The organism is Tahibacter amnicola (genome assembly GCF_025398735.1).
Lineage (GTDB): Bacteria > Pseudomonadota > Gammaproteobacteria > Xanthomonadales > Rhodanobacteraceae > Tahibacter > Tahibacter amnicola.
This window is the reverse complement of record NZ_CP104694.1, coordinates 2,746,231-2,770,985: the sequence shown is the minus strand read 5'-3', so window position 1 is coordinate 2,770,985 and position 24,755 is coordinate 2,746,231. Positions and strand designations below refer to the sequence as shown.

Annotated in this window: 18 protein-coding genes and 1 pseudogene; 6 read left to right on the top strand and 13 right to left on the bottom strand. The window is 64.4% G+C overall.

Going from position 1 to position 24,755, the window contains the following annotated elements; translation table 11 throughout:
- Nucleotides 1–497 precede the first annotated feature (497 nt).
- The 4 genes from N4264_RS11700 to N4264_RS11685 form a co-directional block, all read right to left on the bottom strand.
- On the bottom strand, nt 498–1,448 hold the full coding sequence (locus tag N4264_RS11700; RefSeq protein WP_261697218.1) for a glutathione S-transferase family protein: 951 nt from the start codon (nt 1,446–1,448) through the stop codon (nt 498–500).
- Between the two features lie 87 nt (nt 1,449–1,535).
- Nucleotides 1,536–1,922 carry a hypothetical protein gene (locus N4264_RS11695; RefSeq protein ID WP_261697217.1) on the bottom strand — a complete coding sequence of 129 codons (387 nt, stop codon included), beginning with the start codon at nt 1,920–1,922 and terminating at the stop codon, nt 1,536–1,538.
- Nucleotides 1,912–3,456: a glycerol-3-phosphate dehydrogenase gene (gene glpD, locus N4264_RS11690; protein WP_261697216.1), complete on the bottom strand. Its 1,545-nt coding sequence runs from the start codon at nt 3,454–3,456 to the stop codon at nt 1,912–1,914. Before glpD ends, N4264_RS11695 begins: the two co-directional genes overlap by 11 nt.
- Nucleotides 3,457–3,570: 114 nt before the next feature.
- On the bottom strand, nt 3,571–4,203 hold the full coding sequence (locus N4264_RS11685) for a TetR/AcrR family transcriptional regulator (protein WP_261697215.1): 633 nt from the start codon (nt 4,201–4,203) through the stop codon (nt 3,571–3,573).
- Nucleotides 4,204–4,295: 92 nt separating this feature from the next.
- Between N4264_RS11685 and N4264_RS11680 the strand changes: the two genes are divergently transcribed.
- Both N4264_RS11680 and N4264_RS11675 read left to right on the top strand, forming a co-directional pair.
- A complete protein-coding gene (locus tag N4264_RS11680) occupies nt 4,296–4,958 on the top strand; it encodes an O-methyltransferase (protein WP_261697214.1) in 663 nt (220 codons plus the stop codon).
- A 135-nt stretch (nt 4,959–5,093) separates the two neighbouring features.
- Nucleotides 5,094–5,561 carry a hypothetical protein gene (locus N4264_RS11675; RefSeq protein WP_261697213.1) on the top strand — a complete coding sequence of 156 codons (468 nt, stop codon included), beginning with the start codon at nt 5,094–5,096 and terminating at the stop codon, nt 5,559–5,561.
- A gap of 205 nt (nt 5,562–5,766) precedes the next feature.
- On the opposite strand, the gene N4264_RS11670 is transcribed toward N4264_RS11675, so the two are convergent.
- The gene (locus tag N4264_RS11670; RefSeq protein ID WP_261697212.1) at nt 5,767–6,642 is read right to left on the bottom strand and encodes a carboxylesterase family protein; all 876 of its coding nucleotides are present in this window, start codon (nt 6,640–6,642) and stop codon (nt 5,767–5,769) included.
- A gap of 194 nt (nt 6,643–6,836) precedes the next feature.
- Here N4264_RS11670 and N4264_RS11665 point away from each other — a divergent pair, with 194 nt between their 5' ends.
- Nucleotides 6,837–7,394 (top strand): PPC domain-containing protein, encoded by a 558-nt coding sequence (locus N4264_RS11665; RefSeq protein ID WP_261697211.1) that lies wholly within the window; start codon nt 6,837–6,839, stop codon nt 7,392–7,394.
- A gap of 72 nt (nt 7,395–7,466) precedes the next feature.
- Here N4264_RS11665 and N4264_RS11660 read toward each other — a convergent pair whose 3' ends face one another.
- The 7 genes and pseudogenes from N4264_RS11660 to N4264_RS11630 all read right to left on the bottom strand — a co-directional run bounded on the left by N4264_RS11660 (nt 7,467) and on the right by N4264_RS11630 (nt 17,704).
- Entirely contained in the window at nt 7,467–8,447 is a 981-nt protein-coding gene (locus N4264_RS11660) for a hypothetical protein (protein WP_261697210.1), read from the bottom strand.
- A 118-nt stretch (nt 8,448–8,565) separates the two neighbouring features.
- Nucleotides 8,566–11,493, bottom strand: coding sequence for a serine/threonine-protein kinase (locus N4264_RS11655; RefSeq protein ID WP_261697209.1), 2,928 nt, complete (start codon nt 11,491–11,493; stop codon nt 8,566–8,568).
- Between the two features lie 607 nt (nt 11,494–12,100).
- Nucleotides 12,101–13,033: pseudogene (locus tag N4264_RS25805) on the bottom strand (S8 family serine peptidase); the annotation flags it as partial.
- An 815-nt stretch (nt 13,034–13,848) separates the two neighbouring features.
- A complete protein-coding gene (locus tag N4264_RS11645) occupies nt 13,849–15,957 on the bottom strand; it encodes a glycoside hydrolase family 9 protein (RefSeq protein WP_261697207.1) in 2,109 nt (702 codons plus the stop codon).
- Nucleotides 15,958–16,173: 216 nt separating this feature from the next.
- Complete coding sequence (locus tag N4264_RS11640; RefSeq protein ID WP_261697206.1) at nt 16,174–16,356, bottom strand: hypothetical protein; 183 nt, start codon at nt 16,354–16,356, stop codon at nt 16,174–16,176.
- Between the two features lie 334 nt (nt 16,357–16,690).
- Nucleotides 16,691–17,047, bottom strand: a complete 357-nt coding sequence (locus tag N4264_RS11635; protein ID WP_261697205.1) for a hypothetical protein — start codon at nt 17,045–17,047, stop codon at nt 16,691–16,693.
- Nucleotides 17,048–17,377: 330 nt separating this feature from the next.
- The gene (locus N4264_RS11630) at nt 17,378–17,704 is read right to left on the bottom strand and encodes a hypothetical protein (RefSeq protein ID WP_261697204.1); all 327 of its coding nucleotides are present in this window, start codon (nt 17,702–17,704) and stop codon (nt 17,378–17,380) included.
- 270 nt (nt 17,705–17,974) lie between these two features.
- Between N4264_RS11630 and N4264_RS11625 the strand changes: the two genes are divergently transcribed.
- A complete protein-coding gene (locus tag N4264_RS11625) occupies nt 17,975–18,781 on the top strand; it encodes an MBL fold metallo-hydrolase (RefSeq protein WP_261697203.1) in 807 nt (268 codons plus the stop codon).
- Here the strand turns inward: N4264_RS11625 and N4264_RS11620 are convergent.
- Nucleotides 18,757–19,644 carry an alpha/beta fold hydrolase gene (locus N4264_RS11620; RefSeq protein ID WP_261697202.1) on the bottom strand — a complete coding sequence of 296 codons (888 nt, stop codon included), beginning with the start codon at nt 19,642–19,644 and terminating at the stop codon, nt 18,757–18,759. The genes N4264_RS11625 and N4264_RS11620 overlap by 25 nt on opposite strands.
- Before the next feature lie 408 nt (nt 19,645–20,052).
- Between N4264_RS11620 and N4264_RS11615 the strand changes: the two genes are divergently transcribed.
- Together N4264_RS11615 and N4264_RS11610 are read left to right on the top strand one after the other, a co-directional pair.
- Nucleotides 20,053–20,613, top strand: coding sequence for a hypothetical protein (locus N4264_RS11615; protein WP_261697201.1), 561 nt, complete (start codon nt 20,053–20,055; stop codon nt 20,611–20,613).
- On the top strand, nt 20,610–24,719 hold the full coding sequence (locus tag N4264_RS11610) for a beta strand repeat-containing protein (RefSeq protein ID WP_261697200.1): 4,110 nt from the start codon (nt 20,610–20,612) through the stop codon (nt 24,717–24,719). Before N4264_RS11615 ends, N4264_RS11610 begins: the two co-directional genes overlap by 4 nt.
- The last annotated feature ends 36 nt before the right edge of the window (nt 24,720–24,755 follow it).

Sequence of the window (24,755 nt, the reverse complement as noted above, 5' to 3'; positions counted from 1 at the left end):
CACGCACAATTTCGCAAAAATAAACTCGATCGGAATATTCGTGAACGAGTTGACGATAAATTTCCTGTCAAATCCCGCTTCACTGCGCCGCCGCCAACGGCGGGAATTTCCGTGACAACGTCGCCGGAAAATCGGAACTGCGGTAAATGCGACAACTCAGTTGTCGTATTCAGCACAAAACCGGACAACAGGGGATACCGATCGCGACGAAGCCGCCCGGGAGGAGCGGATGCGCCCGGCAAGCAGGGGCGGCGGCGCCTTTCGGCGCGTGCACCGCGTTCCTTGCGAGGGCGGCATGGCAGCCTGTTCCGGGATCCTCGCTGTAGCGCTACGCCTGTTTCATGCACCTGTGGAGTAGCCGCTGCCTGGCGTGCACCAGCGCGGCAGGCACCTGCCGACGTGTGGCACGGTCTGGTGCGTCGAAGCCGCGCGCCTTGCCGAATCGCTCGGTGACAGATGACCCGGAACGAGGGTTCCTTCTTGTCACCCGTCCTTGCTCATCGCCATCCGTCGCTCGCCTGCGCAGACCGCTTCCGGTTGCGTCGCAGGCGCACGATGTAGTGCCACGGCATGGCAAACATGCCCCAGTCCCACACAGATCGCTGGTCGTTGACCGCGAGGTCGCTGGTACCCGCGGTGGGCAGATTGCCCTTGCCCGCCAGCGACCGGCGACGGAACGGCGGGCGTCGCAAGCGCGCCTGTTCAATCGCCCGTTCATAGGCAAAACGTTCGCCGCCCAGCGATGCGGTCACGGCCTCGTGCCGCGCGAATAGCCCCTGCAGGCGCGGATGTTCGCGAAAGTACGGCACGATAGTCAGGGGACGAAGCTGCGCGGCCAGCGCAATATCCGCCGCGGAAAACGCGGCGCCCACCACAAATTCGCGCTGGTCCAGCTCGACGGCCAGAGTCAGCAACCACTGCTCCAGGGCTTCGTAGAGCCCGCGCTCGTCACTGCGATGGAAATCAAATCGCTTGCTCAGCACCATGCCGAGAAGATGCCCTGTCACGCTGCGCACCAGCGGCCAACGAAATACCGCGCTCCGATGGGGAAGGAACAGTTCTGTCAGCAGTTCCGGGCATTCCAGAATGACCTGTGTATAGCCAAAGCGGCGGGCGCAAAGCGCCAGCGTGGTATCGAACTCGATCAGTCGACGTTGAATGCGTTCGCGATTGGCTGCGTCGCCCGGAAAGAGCTTCGGTGCATCGGGATAGGTGTCGGCCAGATAGTGGAGGATGGGCGTGGAATCCATCACGAACGCGCTGGTGCGCGCGTCGTGGATGGCCGGCACCGTAAACGTCGGCAGATGCGCCGGTTTGACACGCCCGGCAAAAGCGTCTTTCCGAAAGGCATCGATGTCGACGACGCTGAACGGAAGCCGCATATACGCGAGCGCCAGGCGCACCTTCTCGACGTAGTGCGACCAGCGCAATTGATAGACCGTGATCACCCTCACTCCCCCATGCATGGACATAGCCGCCGTTCAAGTCGTCTCGCCAATGGACGGTGACTCGACGTGGTGGCATACCACGCGCACTCAAGAGCGAGGACGGCGCCCTTCGAATTCGCGACAGAACACCTGTTTGGTGCGACGGACCGGTGAATTCAACGGAAGTGCGAGGAGATCCTGCGCCCACTGGATGAACGCCGGGAGGACCGACGTCTCGACGAACTCACGCGCTGGTTTCACCCGTACCGCATCCACGGTGCCGGACACGATGTAAGAGCGTTCGTGAGGTACGTTGCCGGGCGGCCAGAAATCCGCTGAAAAGAAGGAGGGGCCGAGCGTCTGCCTGAGCGGGACGTCCGTCGTGATCGCCACCGCACGCAGGGCCTCTTCGAGACGGGATGACCGCAGCATAAAGCGGCAGTTGCGTGGCACATTGTCCTTCTCGACGCAAAGCGACAGGTCTTCAAAGTACATGGGGTGCTCGCGTCACGCGCGCGTGCCGCACGGGCTGGCGGTCCTGAAGGTGATCCCGCAGTCGTTGCTGCCCCGATGCATCCATGCGCAACCCCAGCCTTGTGCGGCGCCAGAGGATATCGTCGGCGTGGCGGGCCCATTCGACGTCCACCAGGTAGTCCACTTCGGCGGCATACAGGCCGGCGCCGAAGTGTTCGCCCAGATCGGTCACCGTCGTGGCATCACGCAGGATACGGCTGGCGCGCGTGCCGTAGTGGCGGCACAGACGCAGGGCCAATGGCGCGGGGAGCCACGCGTGACGGCGCGCGAAGTCCGCGGCGAAGGCGTGGAAATCGCGCCCGGGCAGGTCGCCACCGGGTAATGGCGCCCCGCCGGTCCAGGCAGGACGCGTCACCCCCAAGGCGCGACTCAGCGTATTGACGGCTTCTTCGGCCAGCCTGCGTGACGTGGTGATCTTGCCACCGAGCACGGTCAGGATGGGGGCGGCACTGCCATCGAAGGGGAGCACATAGTCGCGGGTGATCTCCGAAGCACGCGCGCTCCTGTCCTCCACCAGCGGCCGCACACCGCTGTAGCGCCAGACCACCGCCTGTGGCAATACGGCTTGCTTGAAATAGCGCGAGGCCGCTTCGCACAGATAGGCGACTTCGTCGTCGTCGACGCGCACATCCGCGGGATCGCCGTGAAACTCCACATCGGTGGTGCCGATCAGCGTGAAATCACCGTCGTACGGAATGGCGAACACGAAGCGACGGTCGGGCTGCTGGAAGATGTAGGCGTACTCGTGCCCGAACAGCGCGGGTACGAGAACATGACTACCCTTCACCAGGCGAACCTGATGCGAATGCGGCAACTGCGCCGGACCATCGAGAAAGCGAGTGGCCCACGGCCCCGTGGCGTTGACGAGCGCGCGCGCAGTCACGCTGTGCATGACGCCATCGTCACTGCGCAGATCGGCGTGCCAGTGCGCCTGGTCGCGCCGCGCCGCGATACAGGCGGTGTGCGTCAGCACCGTGGCGCCGCGTTCCGCCGCATCCAGCGCGTTGAGCACCGCCAGGCGGGTATCGAGCACGCAGGCGTCGGAATACTGGAATCCGCGAACCAGGCTGTCACGCAGTGGCACGCCCGAAGGGTGTGCACGCAGGTCGACGGCGCGTGAGCCGGGAAGACGGCGATCCGGCCAGCCGCCGAGCCGGTCGTACAGGAACAGTCCTGCACGAATCATCCAGGCGGGGCGCAGGTGCGACTGGTGCGGCAGGATGAAGCCTTGCGGCCAGATGATGTGTGGCGCGGTATCCAGCAGGCGTTTACGCTCGGCGAGGGACTTGGCCACCAGTGCAAACTCCTGGTGTTCCAGGTAACGCAGGCCACCATGGATGAGTTTGGTGCTGGCGCTGGACGTGTGCGCGGCAATGTCGTCTTTTTCACAAAGCAGTACGGAAAGCCCGCGCCCGATGGCGTCACGGGCAATCGCCGCGCCGTTGACGCCACCGCCAACCACCAGCAGATCAACACGCGTTTCCTGATGGGTCATGGCTGTCCGTCCGATGGCAAAGAAGCGGGACTGGACCCATAGCGCAGTGCGGGTAGAGCGGGCAAACCAGGAAAACCGGTGACATGTCGCGGTCGCCGCATCGTAATTGCCTCGTCAGCCCTTTGCCTGTTGCTGCAGGTACGCGCAGAACATGTCGGACATGGCCTGGGCATAGCGCGCAATCTCGGCCTTGCTCCGCGGTGTTTCCGAAAATTCCTTGCCGACGGCAGTCAGGGTGCTGGTGATCAGATCGCCTGCCAGTGCGCGCGCCAGCTCTGACGCGTTGGGCAGCGCCTCCGCCATGAAGGCATCCATGGCACGTTGCCCGGAGGCCTTCGCGGCCTGCGCCTCGGGTGCGTGGCGGTAGAGCGGCGCCGCGTCGTCGAGGGCCCCGCGGATGGCCGCTTCGTCGCATTCGGAGCGAATGAAGGCATGGACCAGGCTGCGCAGCCGCTCCAGCGGTGGCTTGGAGGCGTCCTTGAGAATGCCTTGCAGCAGCTCCGATGTCTGGCGCCATTCGTCGCTCTGCAGCCGGAACAGGATTGCGGCCTTGTTCGGGAAGTACTGGTACACCGATCCGACGCTGACCCCCGCCTTCTCGGCCACGCGCGCTGTCGTGAAGCGCGTCGCGCCTTCCTTGGCCAAAACCTGAACTGCCGCTTCCAGAATGACACTCACCAGTTCGTTCGAGCGCGCCTGTTTTGGCTGTTTTCGCAGGGAAATCTTCGGTTTTCGGCGGTCGTTCATGGGGCCCGGGGAATGCGAATTGTGAACCTGACGAATCCGTCACATTCTACGTCGGCGCCGGGAAAGGCGCCTACCCCAACCAGGAATTGACCATGACCACACTGACGATTGCGCCCCTGGCGCCGCTTCTCGATCGCTTGTTCACGGAGGCCGATGCCGCGTCGCCGGCGACGGATCCGGCACTCGCCGACCTCGTCGGCAACCACGAGGCGCTGATGCGGAGCAAGACCGACTACCTCGCGTTCTATGCCCGCCTGAAGGATTTCCCCCTTGCCGTTTCCCGTCGGACCGGTACCCTGCTCTACCTGCTGGCGCGCGGCAGCAGCGCGCGCAGCATCATCGAGTTCGGCACCTCGTTCGGACTCTCCACCCTGCATCTGGCCGCGGCGCTGCGCGACAATGGTGGCGGTCGCGTAGTCACGACGGAGTTCGAGCCTGGCAAGGTGGTTCGTGCGCGGGAAAATCTCATCGCCGGCGGCCTGGCTGACCTCGTCGAGATTCGCGAAGGCGATGCGCTGCAGACCTTGCGCACCGACCTGCCGGAGTCGATCGACCTGCTTCTGCTTGATGGCGCAAAGGCGTTGTATCCGGAAATCCTCGCCCTGGTGGAGAGCCGACTGCGCCCCGGTGCGATCATTGTCGCGGACAATGCCGACTACAGCCCGGAGTTCCTCGAACGCGTACGCTCGCCGTCGGCGGGATATCTGTCGATACCGTTTGATGAGGATGTGGAGGTGTCGATCCGGATTGCGTGACGCCGCTCACCGGCCCGCGCCGCCGCCAGGCCGCGCGGGCCACTTCAGCGGAAATTCAACGGCGGACACAGAGAGGGATGCTGCGGTCGCGACAGCTGGCTAGTTCGCAGCGCACACTTTCACGAGGAACCGCCCATGAGTACGGTCAGCACGCCGGTCACGGAACCGGCTACGGGCGCAAGCCCGGCACCCGGAGCGCGCGGCGAGGAGCCCAAACCCGCGCTGTCCCTCAATGACCTGATCGGACTGCACTACAGGCAGGTCGACAACGTGCACAAGCTGTGGAATTACCTTTGGCTGACCGGCGGAACCGCTGTAGTCGTGGCGGCCAAGAGCCCGGAACTCTCGATGTTCCTGTTCAGCGGGTTTCTTCTCTTTGCCCTTCCGAATGGGCGTCTGGTTTACCTGGCGCAACACGAAGCGTACCTGTCCGCGCGTGCAGTGAAGGTAGCTGCCGGCGTTTCAAACCCTCCCCTCATGAACGAGGTCATGGCGGTGGTTCGGCAAATCGATCCGTGGCCAGCACGTCGCGTGGCATTTTGCCATGCATTGATCACCTCGTTCGTCGCCATCGTGCTGTCGATGGTGCCGATGCTCATCTAGCGCGACAGACTCAGGCCACCCAGTATATTTATGCCTTTATGTGACGCCGTCACATTCGCAGGAATGCGATTTGGCACGGAGGTAGGCGGTGCCGCGATGCAATCCCCGAAGTGATTGTCGAAACGTGCGACTTCTCGGAGGGCATCACCATCGAGGCCATGAAGTTCTTTCCCGATCTGAACGCGCTGATTACCTACTCGCACAACTAGGGGTGCGCCGGAACTGCAACGGGCTCCCGTTCGTCCTGCATAGTCACGCCTTGCGCGAACAACCACCGGCGCCATTCCGGCGATGCCAACAGATCCATCGGTAGCCGGTGCCCCATTCCTGAATAGCTGACGTGAGTGACCGCTGCGCCACCCGCCGCGTACGCTCGGCACCAGGCCAGGGTGGGAGCATAGGCATTCTCCGTGTCTTCAGTACCGTGGACGACGGTCAGCGGAATCGGCCGGGGTAGCACATCCTGGGATGGCGCTACCGGAGAGAACGCCATCGCGGCAGCGATGCGCGGCTGGTCCAGCGTCAACATCTGCAGCGCAGCGGAACCGCCCATCGACCAGCCCACGACATAGATGCGCGAACGGTCAACCGGCAGCCGCACAACCAGGTGGTTGATCAATTCAACGACAGCCGCGAACGCCGGACCTTGTGTGGCTACCGCAACACCGCTGGCATCGGGGGTGTAGACCGCTGTACGAGCCGGCGCCAGCGGCATGACGACGTAAGCCGGAAATGCCTTGGCAATCTCCGGCAGTTCCCAGGAGTGGGCGAGCGCGCCGACCGGTGCCTTGTCATCCAGCCCGATGCCACCAGAGCCGTGCAACACCACGACCAAAGGATGCTCACCAGACATCGTCTGCGGGCTCAGCATGCGATAGCGCAAGACACCCGCCTTCCCCTCGAATTCCTCTGCCACGAAGCGGGACGACACCTGATTGAGCCGTTCCTGCGCTGCCTTGTCAGCCGCCTCATCGAGAACGGCATTGCGCGCCACCAGGCCGTCGACAGCGCTCCCCGCCGACGTCGGGATATGCGCTATCGAGAGAAGTACCAGCATTGTCTTGGCGATCGCGTGGCGCACAGCGGCTTCCGGCAGAGGGACGACAGGGGATGATAGTCCAGCTGCATTCGGCCAGCGCAATGGGCGCTGGGAGCACGGCGTCCCTCAGGGTAGGGAACTGCTGGTCGTATTGCGTCGAATAGCCTCCAGGACGCCTCCGTCCTGGACCGGGCGGGTGCCGCCCAGACCAATCACCTACCGAAAGGACCCACCTGATGTTGCAGAAATGGATACTTGGCCTGGGCATGGCCGCCGGCGCGACCGGCGCTGCCGCACAAGGGATGATGGAATTCCAGATCACGGTGCCCTACCGGAACGCGCAGGAGCTTCAGACACTTCTTGCCGCGTTTCCTGCACTCAATGTCCAACACACTACGTCGTCGGTCCGTTTACCCGCGAACACTTCGGACATCCAGGTACTGCAACAGTCGGGATTCCAGATCCGCGAGCGCAGCGAAATCACGCCCTTGTCAGCAGGCGCGACGCACGTGTTGCCAGGCAACCTGCCGGCAGGCGCGACGCAAACGTACTCGCTACGCCTTCCCACACAGGCAACCAGTGTGAAGGTAAGGCTCACCGGCGAGGACGGAGACGCGGATCTCTACATTGGCCAGGGTTTCATTCCGACGCAAGACGACTTTACTTGCCGTCCTTATCGCACCGGCAGCGATGAGCTTTGCATCATTGAGAACGACGGGGGCGACACACCGCTGTTTGTCGTCGTTCGAGCCGACACGGCTGTTCACGGTGTAAAGATTGCCATAGGCAACTAAGCGCCAACGCACCTGGACCTCCACAAACGGAGGTCCAGCAGCTCAATATATCCGCAGGGTTCCACCGGGAACCTACTTGACCGGCACGTCATCGCCCGTAGCCCCCTTCTTCCTGCCCGTCAGCTTCTCGGCCGCATGCTGAAAGATGTTCTGTGAGCGCTGCTCCGTCATGGACTTGAACATTCCGTTCGTCGACTTCTGTATGGATGCCAGCGCGACACCCTGCGCGTCGAGCTGCCGGGTCGTCACTCCCTTGAGATCCTGCAGGTGCGCGTCCACGGCATCGGCACGCTCGGTAAGGCGCGTCAACGCGTCAGCCATCGGAGTGAGGGCACACCTGGCTGAGGGCGGTGTCTGACTGCACCCTGCCAACTCAATCACGGTGATCGGAGCGGGTTTCGGCGCCTGGCCGACCGGCTTGCTACCGTCATCGGGCGCTTTCCTGCCATCCGGACTGGCTTTGTCCGCAACTGGCGGTTTTCCCGAGCCGTCTTTTTCCGCGCCGCCCTTCGGATCCCCCTGGACCACCTGCGGCGGCGTGGCAACCGACGGCTTTGCTTCCGCCTTGCCACACAGGTACGCCGCCGGATCCCTGGTGAAAACCAGCTGACTGCTACCGTCGCGGCCAATTCCGATGAACCCCTTCGAATAGGCAACGACCCGAAGATCGAGATTGCACTCGTAGGATTTCGCCACGCTGGTGACCTTCCCGCCAACGTTGAGCGTGCAATACCACCCCAGAAGCAAGCCCAGCACTGCAAGCGCATACGCTTTTCGTGCGGACGCATTCACGTCGTCGTGGAAGGTCATCATCGGAGATGCCCCTTCCTCGCTCGGCCGGTCTTCGCCTTTGAGGATGGATTCGATACCGGCGACCGCCCTGTCGGCGTGCTGCTTCGGCACACGCTTGGCCGCTCGACTGCTGGCAAACAGCAGGAATCCCACGGCCAGGACGTATGCCGGGTGCGTGATCAGATCAGCCGCATCGGATGCACCGAAAACGCTCCAGAGGGGCTGGCTGGTAAGAATAGAACCCGCGACGAGATAGATCACCACGCACACGGCAAAGATGGCGAGGGCGTAGCCCGCCGGCTTGCTGCCGATGTGAGCAGAAGCAGCACGATGGCCGCCAACCACCTATCCAGCAGGCGCACCCTGCCCAGGGGCGCTGTCACCGTGCTGGATTGCCGCGGACGCGTGCAGCGGCCAGCCGCGCGAGTTCGGCTTTCACTTCGAGCGTCCTGGGATGCTGATCCCCCATCATCGCGGCACGAACTTCCAGGGCTTTTTCCAGGAGGTCCTTGGCCCGGTCAGGATCTATTCCCAGGTCGATCAGTACCCGGGCCAGCTCCAGCCGCGTTTCCGCGCGGCGTGGTGCGCTGTACCCGCCGTCCGCATTAGGCGCCATCCAGTACGCCAGGGAAGCTTCCAGCGCCGCGTGAGCTTCCTGCATTCGCCCCATGCGGCGCAGGATCCTGCCCTCTTCGGTGCGTGCAGCGACGCGCGCCGGATGAACGTTCTTGACTTCGATGGCTGCGGCTTCGCGCGCCGCCGTCAGCGCATTCTCCAACTGTCCGGCCTGGGCCAGCGCGCGTGCCTTGAAAACGAGCTGGCTGACTGACGGGGTTTTCCCTTTCGCCTTGTCGTGGGCGATCCCGTCTTCCGTCTCGCGCAGTGCTTCCGCAAACTGTCCACGATCGAGAGCACATTCAATACGCGCGATGGTAATCGGCCCTGCACTGCGGTCGCCGATGTCCGGGTGCGCGACGCGGAGTTGCTCAATCTCCCGTACCAGCTCCTCGGACGCCCGACAGTTCGCGCGATCCCGCTCGATATTGGAGAGGCTGATCAGCGATGCGAGGTAGCCCGGCACGACTTTGTGAGGTGCGGCGCGATAGTCAGCGATCACCTCCCGCAAGAGGGCGACGCCTTTGTCCCATTGGTGACCGTCCCAGTGATTGCTGCCCAGCAGCGACCTGGCCTGCAATGTGTACACATGGTATTTTCCCAACTCGCGCATCAGCACGGGCAGCGCCAGCTCCTGCATCTTGCGACTGTCGTCGTTGCGATTGGCCGATGACAAGCTGGTGCCCGCGTAATAACGCGCCACCGCCAGCTCAGCCTCGGTGCCGACGCGGGTTGTCAGCTCGACAATAGCGAGGTCAGTTTCGGCCGCCCTGCGCTTGTCGCGCTGGTCGTAATACACGTTTGAAAGCAGGCGCAGCACCTTCAGGCGGCGGCGCGCATCGGTCGATTCGCCGACCGACGGCAGAATCGATTCCAGCCGTTTGGCAGCAGCATCCAGGTTCCCGCTGCCCCAGTCGACACTGGCCACAGCGATCTCCCCGTCCCGTTTGAGCGGCGAATCCGCTGGAAACTGTGCGAGCGGCCCCGTGATTTCCGCCAAGGTAGCGCGCGCCAGGTCAAGCTTGCCAGCGCCTTGCTGCAGCTCTGCCAGGCGCAGTTTCAGTTCGACCTGCTTTTCCGCGTCTATCGCACCGGGCGACCTGGCGGCCGCTGCCAGTGCCTTTTCCAGCAACGTGATGCCTTTTCCCGGGTCGCCGAGGTGGCCGTAGACGCTTCCGATTTCCGCCAGCAACGGAACCCGGATGTCCACGTCATCGGCCGACTCACGCTCCATTCGCTCGACACCCCGATCCAGCGCTGTGCGCAGCGTGACGTCACTGGCGCCACCGCGGTTGAAGGGATCGGCGTGGGCGATCAGATCCGAAAGCACCTTGAGAGACGCCGCCGCCCGACGCGCCTGGGCCTGCGCCACGACCGTCTGCTCGCGTGCCAGGAGGGCTTGACGCCGGGCCTCCTGGGCCTGCCACAGCGTGGTGAAGGCTCCGACGATCGCCACGATCGCCACCAGTGTCCCCGTGGCGACCTCCCAGCGGTGGCGCGCAATGAACTTGCGCACCCGCTGCGGCCACGGCGTTGGCCGCGAAAGAATCGGACGGCCGTGCAGCCAGGCACGCAGGTCTGCCGCGAGGGCCTGTGCGGTGGGATGGCGCTCTGTACTGGACTTCGCCAGCGCCTGCGCCACGATGCGTTCCAGGTCGCCGTCCAGCGCGCGCTTGAGTTGGGCGGGTGCTACACCACGGCGGGCTGCGAGCGTATCGAGGTCGCCACTGTTCGGCGTGCGGCGCGAGATCGCCTGGCGCAGGCGCTCCGGTTCCGTATCCACAATGGCCGCAGCCACGCGCGGACCACCGCTGGAGGCATACGGCAGCCGACCCGACAGCAGTTCGAACAAAAGCACACCCAGCGAATAGACATCGGTCGCCGTGCTCACGGGCTCGCCCAGGATCTGCTCAGGAGCGGCATAGTCCGGTGTCATCAGGCGCGTATGGCTTCCGGTGAGCGCAGGGGCCTCGGATTCATCCAGCAGCTTGGCGATACCGAAATCCAGCAGTTTCACGGTGCCATCTTCGGTCACCAGGATGTTGGACGGCTTGAGATCCCGGTGAACCACCAGATTGCGATGGGCGTAATCGACGGCATCGACAATCGACAGGAACAGCTCGACGCGCTGGCGGATACTGCTGCGATGGGTATCGCACCATTCCGTGACCCGGGCACCGTCGATGTACTCCATCGCAAACCACGGCAAGCCATCGCTGCCGACACCGCCATCGACCAGGCGCGCGATATGCGGGTGCGACAACCGCGCCAGGATCTCGCGCTCACGCCGGAAGCGCGCTTCCAGGCCGGCATCGATCAGGCTGCCGCGAACCAGCTTGATGGCGACCTTCTGCATGAAGCTGCCGTCGTCGCGCTCTGCGAGGAACACGACGCCCATGCCGCCATGGCCGATTTCCCGAAGCACGCGGTAGGCACCGATGCGCTCCGGTGCCGACGGCCCTTCGCGGACCAGGTCGGCCATCATCTGCGCGCCACCATCCAGTACGCGCCGGACGTTCTCGCCGGCGGAATCCTCGCCGGCATCGGCGGCCAGCAAGGCCAGCACCTCGTCGCGCAAGGCAGTGTCGCCGTGCGCTTCCCGCTCCACGAATGCGTCCCGCTCCCCGCGAGGCAGCTCCATGGCAGCAGCGAACAATGCTTTCATGCGCGCCCAGGATGCCGTATCAGTCATTGCCGGCACTCCGGTGTCGTATGTCCATAGCCCCCTCCGCCGCTTCGGCGCGAATGCGCGGAGGATAGCGCACGGGGCGCCTGCATTTGAGGCGGCGTCGACACACGCATCCGGCAGCCCTCGCGGATGGGCATGCGACGGCAACACCGGGGCTGGGCGTCGCCGTTCGCCCCGGGCCAGATCAGGTCAGCCGGATGACCAGTGCGAAGTCCTGCCGGAAACGAGGCGTATCGTGGGCGCGTACGATGATTTCCGCGTCGCCCTGCGCGATGTCGACCCACTCCACCTGCTCAACATTGTTCTTCCGGTCGAACTGAGGCGACTGTGCAGGCATGTTTCCGTGGCGTTCGTCGCCAGTGGCGTCGACGACGATCAGGTCGAGGTCATTCTGCAGCGAACTGCCCGGCGGATCTGACCACACCAGCGTCACTTTCAGGATGCGCCCCGTGCATTCGACGGGAATGGAGACGCGATATTCCTCGCCGGTATCCAGCGCCGTTCCCTCGTCCAGAACGTCCAGCCGCTCCGCCTGATCGGCGTTGACGGAGCGCGCGAGGTTGATACGACCAAACCCTTCGGCGTTGTTTGGCAAGACCCCCGCCTCGGACGGTACGTACTGGCCCGCCATATCCGTTGCGCCGTTGATCAGCATCGCCTTGAGCAACGCAGCACTCGGTGTTCCACGATTCTGCTGGCGCAGGAACTGCCGTACCACCGCGGCGCTGCCGGCGACCAAGGGCGTCGCCATGCTGGTACCGCCCATGAAACAGTAATCTGGATCGGAAGATGCCCCCCAGAATGAGCCGACCAACGCATTGCGGGAGCGCGCGGACAGTATCGCGGTGCCAGGCGCTACGACGTCCGGCTTGATACGGCCGTCACGCGTCGGCCCGCGGCTGCTGAATGCGGCCATGCCGCTGTGATTGTCCGCCCATAGATCGCTGGCAATGGGTTGCGCGGGATAGCGGCTGGCCCACGGCCCGCCCCATGGCTTGGAGATGCCCGGTCGTGCGCTTTCACTGGCACCAACGGAAAGACAGTTCTTGGCCGTCGCCGGCGAGCCAATGGAACCGGCGTCGATGATGCCGTTGGCATTGCCATCGACACCTTCGTTGCCGGCGGCGAAACAGACCAGGCAGTCGCGATGACTCCACACAAAGTCGTCAACCTGGCTGGAACGCGCGGTGTAGCGACCTGCCGCAGCACTGCCCCAGGAATTGGTGTGGATTCGCGCGCCGTCGTTGTTGTAAGGCTGGGCGAACAGGGAGCCGAGGTTCGATGGAAGCGACAGACCGCCTGCGCCATTGAGCACTGACTGAAGCACCAGCTGCGCGCCCGGCGCAGCACCGCGAATCGGACCGCCCATGGAGACCGAGCTGCCGTCGCCCAGAACGGAACCCGATACGTGCGTACCGTGGCCGTCGGGATCGTCCGGTGTTGCTCGTCCCAACGCATACAGGGACAGTACGCGCCCGGCGAACGCCGGATGCGGGTTCACCGTCGAGCCCTGGTCAAACCCGGTATCGCAGACGGCGACGATTTCGCCGTTGCCGTCCAGGTTGACGGCCGTGTGAACCCGGTCCGCCTCGATGATATTGAGCGCAATGGCGCCGAAGAATTTCGGCTGCGTGTATTCCTCGATATGGTGCACGGCGTCCACATTGGCGATATCCGCCAGATGCTGCGGGAGCACGCGCACAACGATGTGCTCGTCTTCGATGTTGATGCCTTCCGAGTCCAGCCGCGCGGCACGCGCGATGTCCGCTGCCACTTCGCGGACCGACCGCCCCGGATGCAGAATGATGGACACGTCGCGTGGTTCCTGCGCCATCGTCGTCTGCGGCGACAAGCCCGCTTCGAAGGTTGCGAATCGCAGCGTCCCTTCCGGCGTCAACAATTCCGGAGCCACTTTTACCTGCCTCGGATACAGCAGCGCTGCGGCGACAAAGGGCAGACGTCGAACCGCTTCCAGATCCTGTCCCGGAAACCGGCACAGATACGTGGCGCCAGAACCGGGTGGGTCAGTTTGTTCCCGGGCCAGCACTTCTGCCCCGGCCTGCCGGAGCAACTCGCGCTGGTCAGGCAGCAGCGGTTGCGACGACTGCACCAGGATGTAATCCGACGTGGACGCATCACTGCTGTCCAGACCGGCCAGCGCCATCTCTTCCGAGTCCCTCTGAGGGTCAATGCTGACCCCGTTGATCGTGATCGTGGCCATGGCCGGGCTTCCGCGAATATAGAGGAATTGCCCGGCGGACGCGGCATTGTCGGCGTGCCGCCGGACAATGGATGAACTGTTCCATTGTCCGGATTCCTCTCATCCGTGGATGAGAAGGCACGAGCACTTCATCGTCGTCAACGTACCGGCAGCTGCGCCACCGGCGCGAATCCATCCGCGAAAATTCGATCGAAATCCGGAAGCAGAAACGCATACATCACTGCATTGGGCGCCATGGTTTCCCAGGTGGTGAACTCGTTCGCGGCAACAAACGACCAACCCTCGCTGTAGCGCCGCGCCGGCGGGCGGCTGCTCCAGGCGGGCCACGCCTGGCTCCAGACCTGCTGCTGGTAGCTGATCGAACTGGGGTTGGGCACCGGACCATACACCGTGATGCCAGGAACGACGCCAAGCCCGCGCTGGCGCGTGAACCAGGAATCCAGGTGCAGCGGCGTCACCGGCGGATTGCTGCCAAGGCCCGTGATATACGACTTTCCCAGCGGATTGAGCCCCAGTGGATAGTTCGCAAGACGGGCGACCGCGTCGCGATAGCGCCCCTCCCCTGTGACGCGGTAGAGGTAGATCATCGGATCGGCATAGCGCCCCTGTCCCGTGAGTCCACCCCAGGCAACGCTGGTCGTCGCACCGACGCCATAGGGCTGATCGGGATCCGCATTGAGGTACCCGTCGGCGCTGCTGCGCAGCCATTGCATCAATACCTGCCGCGTCGCCGCATCGGTGGGGCGCTGGGTCCACAGATACGGCGCGAAATAGGGTGAAAACACCATGCCGTCGACAATGGTGTTCAAGTTGAAGAAGGCCATGTGGTACTGCTGCGGCCAGCCCGCCGTCGACAGCTGCGTGACTGCCGCGCGAAAGGCATCGTGGTAGGTGGGTTGGCCCGTGAGCAAATAGAGCTGCAGCGCAGCGTACATGCGTTGCGCGGTATGCGCGGACGGTGCATTGGCACTCTGCAGCCAGTTCCACGCGGATAGCGCGCGCGACTGCAGCTGCTGCGCGCGCGCGGCGTCAAACGGTGCCACCAGACGCGCAGCTTGCGCGAACATTCCCGCTGCGCTGGCCGTGGCGTGGCCATCCCGGCGGTAGGTGCGGTAGACAAGTGTGTCGGTCGCGGCATCCACTGCGCCGTAGGTGGGATGCTGCGTCGTCTCGGTACCGGCGCGCACGCCACCGTCCGCCTCCTGCAGCGCCTCCCACTGGCGTACACCCCACAGCGCTTCATCCAGCCAGTCGGGAACGCCATTACCGGACTCCGGCAAATTGAACTGGCCATCGCCAAAGCGCGAGGGATACGCATCAAATAGCGTCAACAGCCAGGCCGGTATCAAGGTATGCGCCTGACGCCGGTCGAAGTCACCGGCGTCGTGGTATCCACCGGCAACCGATCGCATCGGACCGGTCATCGTAATGAAGCCCGGCGGTTCGGCGTCGGTGACTTGCACCTGGGTGTGGTCGAGCCCGCGCGTGAACACCGTGTAGGGCGTCGCCAATGCCATGCCACAACGCTGGTGATAGAGCCCGCGTGTGACGACATAGGCAATCTCGCGGCTGGCAGACGCCCCCATTCCGAACGGCGGAGAGCGACCTACACCATCGACCACCACGAAATAGGGACCGCCTTCGGGAACCGCGCCCAGCGCGAGATGGTAGACATGTTCCCCGCCAGCCACCGGACCGTCGTTGTCGAAACCCCGATACATGCCCGTCCCCTCGACAACGACACTGTTGTCGGAAACGCGCCGCACGCGGTAGTGCGGTGGTTGGCTCAGTGCATTGGTCGGAAGATCGCCCAGGTGACTGGCGTAAACCGCGTACGGCGAGCCGAATGCGGCGTAGCCGACCTGATTTACCTTGATGGCCTCGGAAACCACCTCTGCAGCGCGGAATCGCCACGCGCGGTTACCGTAGGGCGTCGTCACCGCGTAGTCCGCGTTCTCCACCAGCGGGGCGGCCAGACGCAGGTACAGGTGATGCCGCATCGTCATCGCGCTGCTCGTGGCGGCCTGGTCCCACACGTAGCTGTTGCGTCCCACCGCCACCGGGCTGGTGCCGTTGACCTTCCATTGCGCAACGGACTGTGTCGGCGGCGCCTCGGCAACCGGCGCCTCGACGACGATGCTGATGACGTCCGGACCAGCCGTACCGATGCCCTGGATCGTTCCCGCCAGCGCGCCGGTGCACTGCACCCATACGAAAGCCGCAACACTGTGACGTAGAAATGGCATGCATCGTCCTCCCCGTTTCGGCAGGGAGACGACGACGGGCGCGATAGGCCGCCATGGGAAATGGGAACCGGACCACGAACCCGAAAAACGAAGGAACGGATCACGCAGATCCGCAGGACGTTTTCCGGACATCACCGCGCAGGATCGCGGGCGCCTGAGCGCCTGCGATCACGAATGCTCCACGCTGGCAACAGCTCGCGCGGCCGGCGTCTACCGTCAATCGGCGTTGTCCGCCTTCCCTGGCTCCTCAACCGGCTCGTTGCCGGGCGTGGGATGCGAGTCGTCGTCCTTGCCGGGGCCTTCCTTGCCCCGGTCCGTCGTATTGTCCATGCCCTGGTCGTGCTGGCCCATGCCGGGCTCGCCTTCCGATTCGCGCGGATCGTGGTGTTGCGGTGCCATGAGCTGATCTCCCAAGTCCTGGTGCACGGCGGACGTCCCAGTGACGGCTGGTTCGTGCAACCAGGGTGAAACGACGCGTCCGCCGGAACGCGAAGGGTCCAGCGACCGACGGTCTGTTGGGCATGGTTGGTCGAGTGAACGCGATACGGCGCTACGGATAGAGTAGCGGCTCACGACGACCGGGATGCATGCTGGAGTCTACCGGGACGACCAGTCGCCCCACCCTGTCAGGGTTTCAGTGTGCGCTGCGGCCCGTGACCGTCGCGTGAGGGCCGCGCCAATTCACATTTGCACACCCGATGCGTATCCACACATCGTTCCTGCAACGCGGCGACTATATGCCGCGATGTTCCCACACCCGCTTGCGAGGTTTCTCTTCGTGAGTGCGCAGCGGATCCAGGTTTTCCAGAAGCGTGCCCAGGTTCACCGTCACCAGGACGCCGTTGCCGTCGATATCCACGGAGGCCGCCGTCTGCGTGGCTACGGCCGCGCGATCGATCCAGAGTTCCTGGGCAACCACCGGCGGCCGCGTCCGACTGCATGCACCCGGGGAGACGATCAGCCGGCTGGTACCGAACCGCTGCCAGGGTTGCCCGGGCAGCAGCTTCTGCAGCACGGCGCTGTCGATCAAGGCAACGATGCTGTCGGCATCGATCGACACGCATCGCCCCACGCCGATGTCGTAGGTCATGACACTCTCCATTCGTCCGGGGCTGAAGGCCGCGCTCCTGGCACCGCGGCCAGGAAGCGCGCGGATCGGGCGAGCCGCGCTGTGCCCGGCGGCGCCGATCTGATCCGGCAGGAAGGCAGGTGACGCCGCCCGGGGCCGGACAATCTACCGATGAGTAGAGAATTGCGCAGAACGTACGCTCGTCATGGCGGGAAATTCGCTCAGAGCGCTATCCGCACTGAGGCCGGCCGGGACGTGGAGCACGCCCGAATCGGCCTACGGTGCGCCCAGGACCGTTAAGCGCGTGTTATTCCCGTTCGCGGCGAACACCACAGGGTGCCAGCCTGAACGCTAAGCCACGCGGTAGGCTTCCGTATCGACGACGCGGCACTGGTGGGCCACGGTTTCCTGATCCGGCCTCAACCGGGTTCCCGAGCGCAGCAACGATGCCCGCAGAAATACCAGGAATTGACCGAAGGCGACAGGGCCCACCACCTCCACCGAGGCGGCCAGCCAGGTCAGCGCGTCATCACGCGTCGTATCGAACTGGAAGCCTGGGAATTCCTGGCGCAGGCAACGGATGACTTTTTCGGCGCGAACGGCGGCGGCAAATCCCGGGCCCTTGTACACAGTGGTATTGGCCGGGTCGTCCACGATGGTGAGCGTGAAACTGTTCATGGTGTTTTCTCCGTTGCCGCCAGCACCGCGACCGGCACCTGACTCACCGATCCCGCACCGCGTCAGCACACCATGCGCCCTCGTGAGTTAAGCAGCCGTGGTATTTGCGAGAACGGGCGCGGCGAAAGGCGCTTTTCGTACGGAAGACCCCGCGCCGCTCACGCCGCGGACTGGATCCCCGGGATTCGCACCTTCTGGTGCATCACACACCAGTCGCCCCGCGTACAGTGGCTGCACTGCCCCACGGCGGGCGCGACGTCGTCATCAACAATGCCTTGCTTCCTGTGCGAGACCTGCGGTACGCAATACGCGCCAACGCCCGCGCCCCCCGCGTGTTGCGTCATCTGTAACGACGAACGCCAGTACGTCGGCTGGAATGGACAGCGCTGGACCACCCACGAAGCGCTGACGGAGCGCTGTTCGCTGCGTCTGGAGGAGGATGACGGATTGTTTGGTATCGCAGTTTCGCCCGATTTCGCCATCCCCCAGCGGGCACTGCTGCTGCCAACCGACGCCGGCAACCTCTTGTGGGAATGCGTGAGCCTGGTGACGGCAGAGGCAGTTGCCGCCTTGAACGAGCGCGGCGGCGTCGACCGGATCGTGATTTCACACCCGCACTTCTATTCGTCCATGGTGGAATGGAGCGAGGCGCTGGGTGGCGTTCCCATCCTGCTTCACGCCGCCGACCGGGAATGGGTCCGGCGCCCCACGCAGCAGATTGAATTCTGGGAAGGCGATGCGCTGGCGCTCTCCGACGATGTTACGCTAATCCGCTGCGGCGGCCATTTTCCAGGTAGCACGGCGCTGCACTGGCGACGCGGGCCGCGCGCTGGTGGCGCACTGTTTCCCGGTGATGCGCTGCAGGTGGTTTCCGACCGGCGGCACGTCAGCTTCATGTACAGCTATCCCAATTTCATTCCCATGAAGCCGGGCGACGTTCGGGCCATGCGTGCGCGCATTGCCGGCCTGGCATTCGAGGATGTGTTCGGCTTTTCCTGGGGACGCAATATCCGGGGCGGCGCAGACGCGGCCGTAGAAGCATCGTTCGAACGCTACCTGGCGGCAGTGAGCGGCTGATATCCGTCGAGGGCGGCATCCTGCTGTTCGCGCAGGAAGTTCAGCGTCACGCGACAGAACTCACCGGGATGCTCCAGCTGGGGATAGTGACCACAATCGGCGAAACGGTGCACCTGCCGGTGCGGAATGTTCCCGATGGCATCGGCATAGTCGAAGGGAATGAGCGGATCGCAATCGCCCCACATCACCAGCGTGGGTGGCAGGGCCGGAAAGGCCGCACGGTGCGCATCCACGATGGCGGCCCGCTGACCGCGGAAACCAATACCATTTCGCAAGGTCCGGAGAAACGCCTGGTGTGCGCCGGGACTCTGGAAATAGCGTAGCGCAGCATCGAGCAGCGAGGGCGCCACCGCGTCCTGCTGGGCGACACATCCTTTCACAAGACGGTCGACGAACGCCTTGCGTGGCCGCGAAACCCATTCACCCAGCAGTGGAAGGCTCAGTGCGCAGACGCGCCGGCTGATGCCATAGCCAAGACCGCCCGCGCACACCAGGATCAACCGCGAGACGCGATCCCGAATGTCGCGCGTCACTCGTTGCGCGACGGCGCCCCCCATGGAATTGCCGACCAGTGCGAACCGCTGCAGTCGCAACGCATCCACGAATTCACGGACGACCCCGGCCAGGAGCGGCTCCGCGTACGCCACCTCGGGTTTGTCACTCTGTCCAAATCCCAGGAGGTCCAGGGCAAACACCCGGTGATGCGTTGCCAGCGGGCCTATCACACGTCCCCAGTACTCGATCGATGCGCCCAATGCATGCACCAGTACGACTGACGTGCCCTGTTCACCGGCGCTCCAGTAGCGAATCCGGTTCCCGCCTAAAGTGAGAAACTGATCATCTGGAACGAAATCGGGGCTCATGGCAGATCCACCTTCCGCGCTGCGATGGCGCGACGGCGCCGGTGAGCACACCGTACCGGCTCGCGCATCGCCGCCACAGGATCCAACGCGACAACCTCGGTACCGTGCTTGCCATCCGGTCCGCAGGAAATTCCCACGAGGGTGTTCCGATCCTGGTCAGAGATTTCCCCGCCAGGCCGGCGGAATACTGCCGCCGCACCGCAGACGCAAGGCGTCGGAACGGCCCGGTCATCCAGAACACCTACACCGTATCTGCACAATTGGTCCCTAGTATCCGGCCGCGGACGCGGGCTACAGGACTGCCCCGCTGGTGCGTTTCTTGCTGTACGCGGCATTTTCTGGCGCCAGGATGGGTCGCCAGGAACAGGGGACCCGCCAGGGTCCACGTTTCGACAAGGGGGAAATTCAATGCGTTTCGTTCTGACCGCGGCCTTGCTGCTGCTCGTTCCTGCTGCGCACGCGACCTGTGCCGGCGACGCCAAACCCTGGCTGACCCTGGAAATCATCGCTTCGGAATATGCCGGCAGCGAGGCGGCTGAAACCGTCGACGTGAGTCCGGACGGATGCGCGACGATTCGCTATGGCAGCTTCGACGTCCGCGCAGGCATCTACCAGCGCCAGCTCGGAACCAAGGAATTCGACGCGCTCGCCCAGACCGTGGTCGAACACCGATTGGCCGATCTGGACACGGCCGCGCTCGAAACTGCCGTTGCTAACCACGAACAGATGTTGCGCAGCGGGCTGCGGGTCGACCAGCCGGCTCTCTTTGAAGTCTCCGACGGGGACGTGACCCGGATTCTGATCAACCAGGGCGGCAAGGCCCAGGTCATCGAGTGGTACGCGCTGCAGCAGAGCGCGCACCGCTACAAGGAAATTTCCCAGTACACCGGACTGGTCCGCTTCGTCGAGCAGATGCGCGCCGTCGCCGCGCATGATGGCAAGGCCAAGGTTGCGGAGGTGGCCCGATGAACCGCCGGTTCCTGCGCCTGGGCGCGCTGCTGGTCTCGCCGCTGTTCGCCGCTGCCGCACAGGCAGGGCCCTATATCTTCGCCAGCGAGTCCTCTCCCAATCTCATCACACATCCGACTGGTTACACCGGTGCGGGCGGCCAGCGCACCCTGAGCGTGTGCATCAAGACCACCGTCCTGCCCTCCGGCGCAACCGCCGCGCAATTTGGAAACACGGTCCAGAAGGCGATCCGCACCTGGAACGCCCAGCGGGTTTCGACCAACAACCTGGGCCTCAACGCCAATAACGATATCGGCAGCAGCCAGGTGGACCTGGAATCGGTGCTGCTGCACGAATTGGGGCACTGCGTGGGCCTTGCGCATCCGAATCATGCGACGGAATCGGCGCTGTCGGATCCGGCGGCCAACGGCACCAAGTCCGGTAAGGGCACGAATGCGGTCTTTGACCAGGGTGCGGGCACCGACACGCTGCACGGCTCACGCGATGACGTGCGCGGAGACGACGTCAACCTGTACTGGTTCCGCACCGGCGTCAACGATCCCCTTTCCTATCCGGCGATCATTGATCAGACCACCTATACCCGCACGGTGGCCAACCTGCCCGCCGGGCACCTGTTCCCGGCCAACGCGGACCGCAGCGTCCTTGCAGCACTCGGCTACACCAATACCGAATCGTCGATGCAGCAGGGCCAGTACACGGACGAGGCGCAGCGCCGCCTGACGGCCGAAGACATGGCCACCTTCAAGCTCGCCGCGTCGGGTATCGACATGACCGCCGGCACCAGTGACGACTACACGATGCAGCTCAACTACATCGGGGTCGCCGAATCCTGCGATATCACGGCGGAATTCAACGCAGGCACTTCGTTCGCCGCGTGTTCCACCGGCGGCACGATCTTCACCAGCAACCATGCGCGCGTCACCTCGGCCGCACTGACCTTCTCGCCAACGGCCGCCTGGTACTTCAGCGAGTCGCAGAACACGAGCACGGCGATCACGGGCCACACGCCGGACAACCAACCATTCGGCACGAACTATACGGTCAGCTTTACCGTCACGCGGAACACCGCCTCGCCAACCACCACGCCGACCGGCACCGTCGAGGTGAGCGACGGAACGAACACGTGTACCGGTACCTTGTCCAGCGGCAGCGGCAGTTGTTCGATGAGTGCGCCGACGCCGGGCACCAGGACGCTGACCGCGAACTATCTGGGTTTTGAAGGTTTTGACAGCAGCACCAGCGCTACCGTGACGCACACGGTCACGCAACGCACGCCGACCGTCACCATTACGTCCCATTCGCCGGATCCCTCGGCGGTAGGACAGGCCTACGCCGTGAACGTCACGGTAGCAGGTACAGGCGGTACGCCCGGCGGCACCGTGTCAGTCAGCGATGGTAGCGCCAGCTGCAACATCACCCTCTCCAGCGGCAGCGGCAGCTGCAACCTGACGTCGACCACTGCCGGCACCAAGACGCTCACGGCCACCTACAGCGGCGACACGCTTTTCACCAGCGCATCGGATACCGAATCCCACACGGTGGGCAAGACGGCGTCGACGACGACGATCGGCACACACAATCCGCATCCCTCCACGGTGGGCCAGTCCTACACCGTGAACGTCAGCGTGACCGGCTCGGGCGGCACGCCGACCGGTACCGTCACCATCGGCGACGGCGCGACGAGCTGCAATGCGACGCTCTCCAGCGGCGCCGGCAGCTGCAGCCTGACCTCGACCACGGCCGGCACCAAGACGCTGACGGCCAATTACGGTGGAGACAGCAACTTCAACAGCAGCAGCGATACCGAATCGCACACGGTAAACAAGGCGGCCACGACGACGACGATCGGAACGCACAATCCGCATCCGTCGACGGTCGGGCAGGCTTACACGGTGAACGTGAGCGTGACCAGCACGGCCGGCACGCCGACCGGCACGGTCACCATCAGCGACGGCAGCGTCAGCTGCAACGCCACGCTCGGCAGTGGCGCGGGCAGCTGCAGCCTGACGTCGACGACGTCCGGCACGAAGACGCTGACGGCCGACTATGGCGGGGACGCCAATTTCAACACCAGCAGCGACACGGAAACCCACACGGTGAACAAGGTCGCCTCGACGACGACCATCGGCACGCACAATCCGCACCCGTCGACCGTGGGCCAGGCCTACACCGTCAATGTCAGCGTCACCGGCACCGGCGGAACGCCGACGGGTACGGTCACGATCGGTGACGGCAGCGCCAGCTGCAATGCAACCCTGTCTGCCGGAAACGGCAGCTGCAGCCTTACCTCGACCACCGCCGGCAGCAGAACGTTGACAGCCAGCTACGGCGGCGACACGACCTTCGCCACCAGCAGTGACACGGAAACGCACACGGTGAACAAGGCATCGACCACGACGACGATCGGTACCCATACGCCCGACCCGTCGACAGTCGGCCAGGCGTATACGGTGAACATCAGCGTCAGCAGCACGGGCGGCACGCCGACTGGCACCGTGACGATCGGTGACGGCAGCGCCAGCTGCAACGCGACGCTCTCCAGCGGATCAGGCAGCTGCAGCCTCACCTCCACGACCGCGGGCACCAAGACATTGACCGCGAACTACGGCGGCGATGCGAACTTCACTACCAGCAGCGACACCGAGACGCATACGGTGAACAAGGCGTCGACCACCACGACCATCGGCACGCATACGCCCGACCCGTCGACAGTCGGCCAGGCGTATACGGTGAACGTCAGCGTCAGCAGCACGGGTGGCACGCCGACTGGCACCGTGACGATCGGTGACGGCAGCGCCAGCTGCAACGCGACGCTCTCCAGCGGATCAGGCAGCTGCAGCCTCACCTCCACGACCGCGGGTACCAAGACATTGACCGCGAACTACGGCGGCGATGCGAACTTCACTACCAGCAGCGACACCGAGACGCATGCGGTGAACAAGGCGTCGACCACCACGACCATCGGCACGCACAACCCCAGCCCGTCGGTCGTCGGCCAGGCGTATACGGTGAACATCAGCGTCAGCAGCACGGGCGGCACGCCGACTGGTTCGGTCACGATCGGCGACGGCAGCGTCAGCTGCAACGCGACGCTCTCCAGCGGATCAGGCAGCTGCAGCCTCACCTCCACGACCGCGGGCACCAAGACGTTGACCGCGAACTACGGCGGCGATGCGAATTTCACCACCAGCGGCGACACCGAAACGCACACCGTGAACAAGGCGTCGACCACCACGACCATCGGCACGCATACGCCGAACCCCTCGGCCGTCGGGCAGGCCTATACGGTCAGTGTTTCCGTGAGCAGTTCGGCCGGCACGCCAACCGGTACGGTCACGATCGGCGATGGCAGCACCACGTGTAACGCCACCTTGAGCAGCGGCAGCGGCAGTTGCGATCTCACCTCGACCACGACCGGCACCAAGACACTGACCGCGAACTATGGCGGCGACGCCAATTTCGCCACCAGCAGCGACACGGAAACGCACACGGTGAGCAAGGCGAATCCGATCGTGGTCATCCAGTCGTCCACGCCCGACAGCACGCTCGTCGGTGAGCCCTACAGCGTAAGCGTCACGGCCAATGGTGCGGCCGCGACGCCCAGCGGGACGGTCACCGTCTCCGACGGCAGCGCGCAATGCCAGGTCACCTTGTCCAACGGTTCGGGCAGCTGTTCCCTGAACTCCACGACAGCCGGTACCAAGACGCTGACGGCCAGCTACGGTGGCGATGCCAGCTACAACACAGCGACCAGCCTGGGTTTCCAGCATGTGGTGGACAAGGCCACGCCAGGTCTTTCGGTCGTGTCGCACTCGCCCAGCCCGTCGGTGACCGGTACCAGTGTCATGGTCACGATCGCTTTGTCGACACCCGCTGGCGCCGCGGCCGCCACCGGCGTCGTAACCGTCAGCGCACCGCGCAGCACGACCAGCTGCACGATCACGCTGCCGGCGACGTCCTGCAACCTGGTGATGACGGCGGAAGGCAGCGACAACCTCGCCGTAGCCTACGGCGGTGACGCCAACTACGAGACCGCCTCGACCTCCGTGGCTCACACCGTAACGGTGGCCGACCGCATCTTCGCCAACGGCTTCCAGGCGAATTGAAGACCGTGCCGCGTCCCGCACTGCAACAGTGCGGGA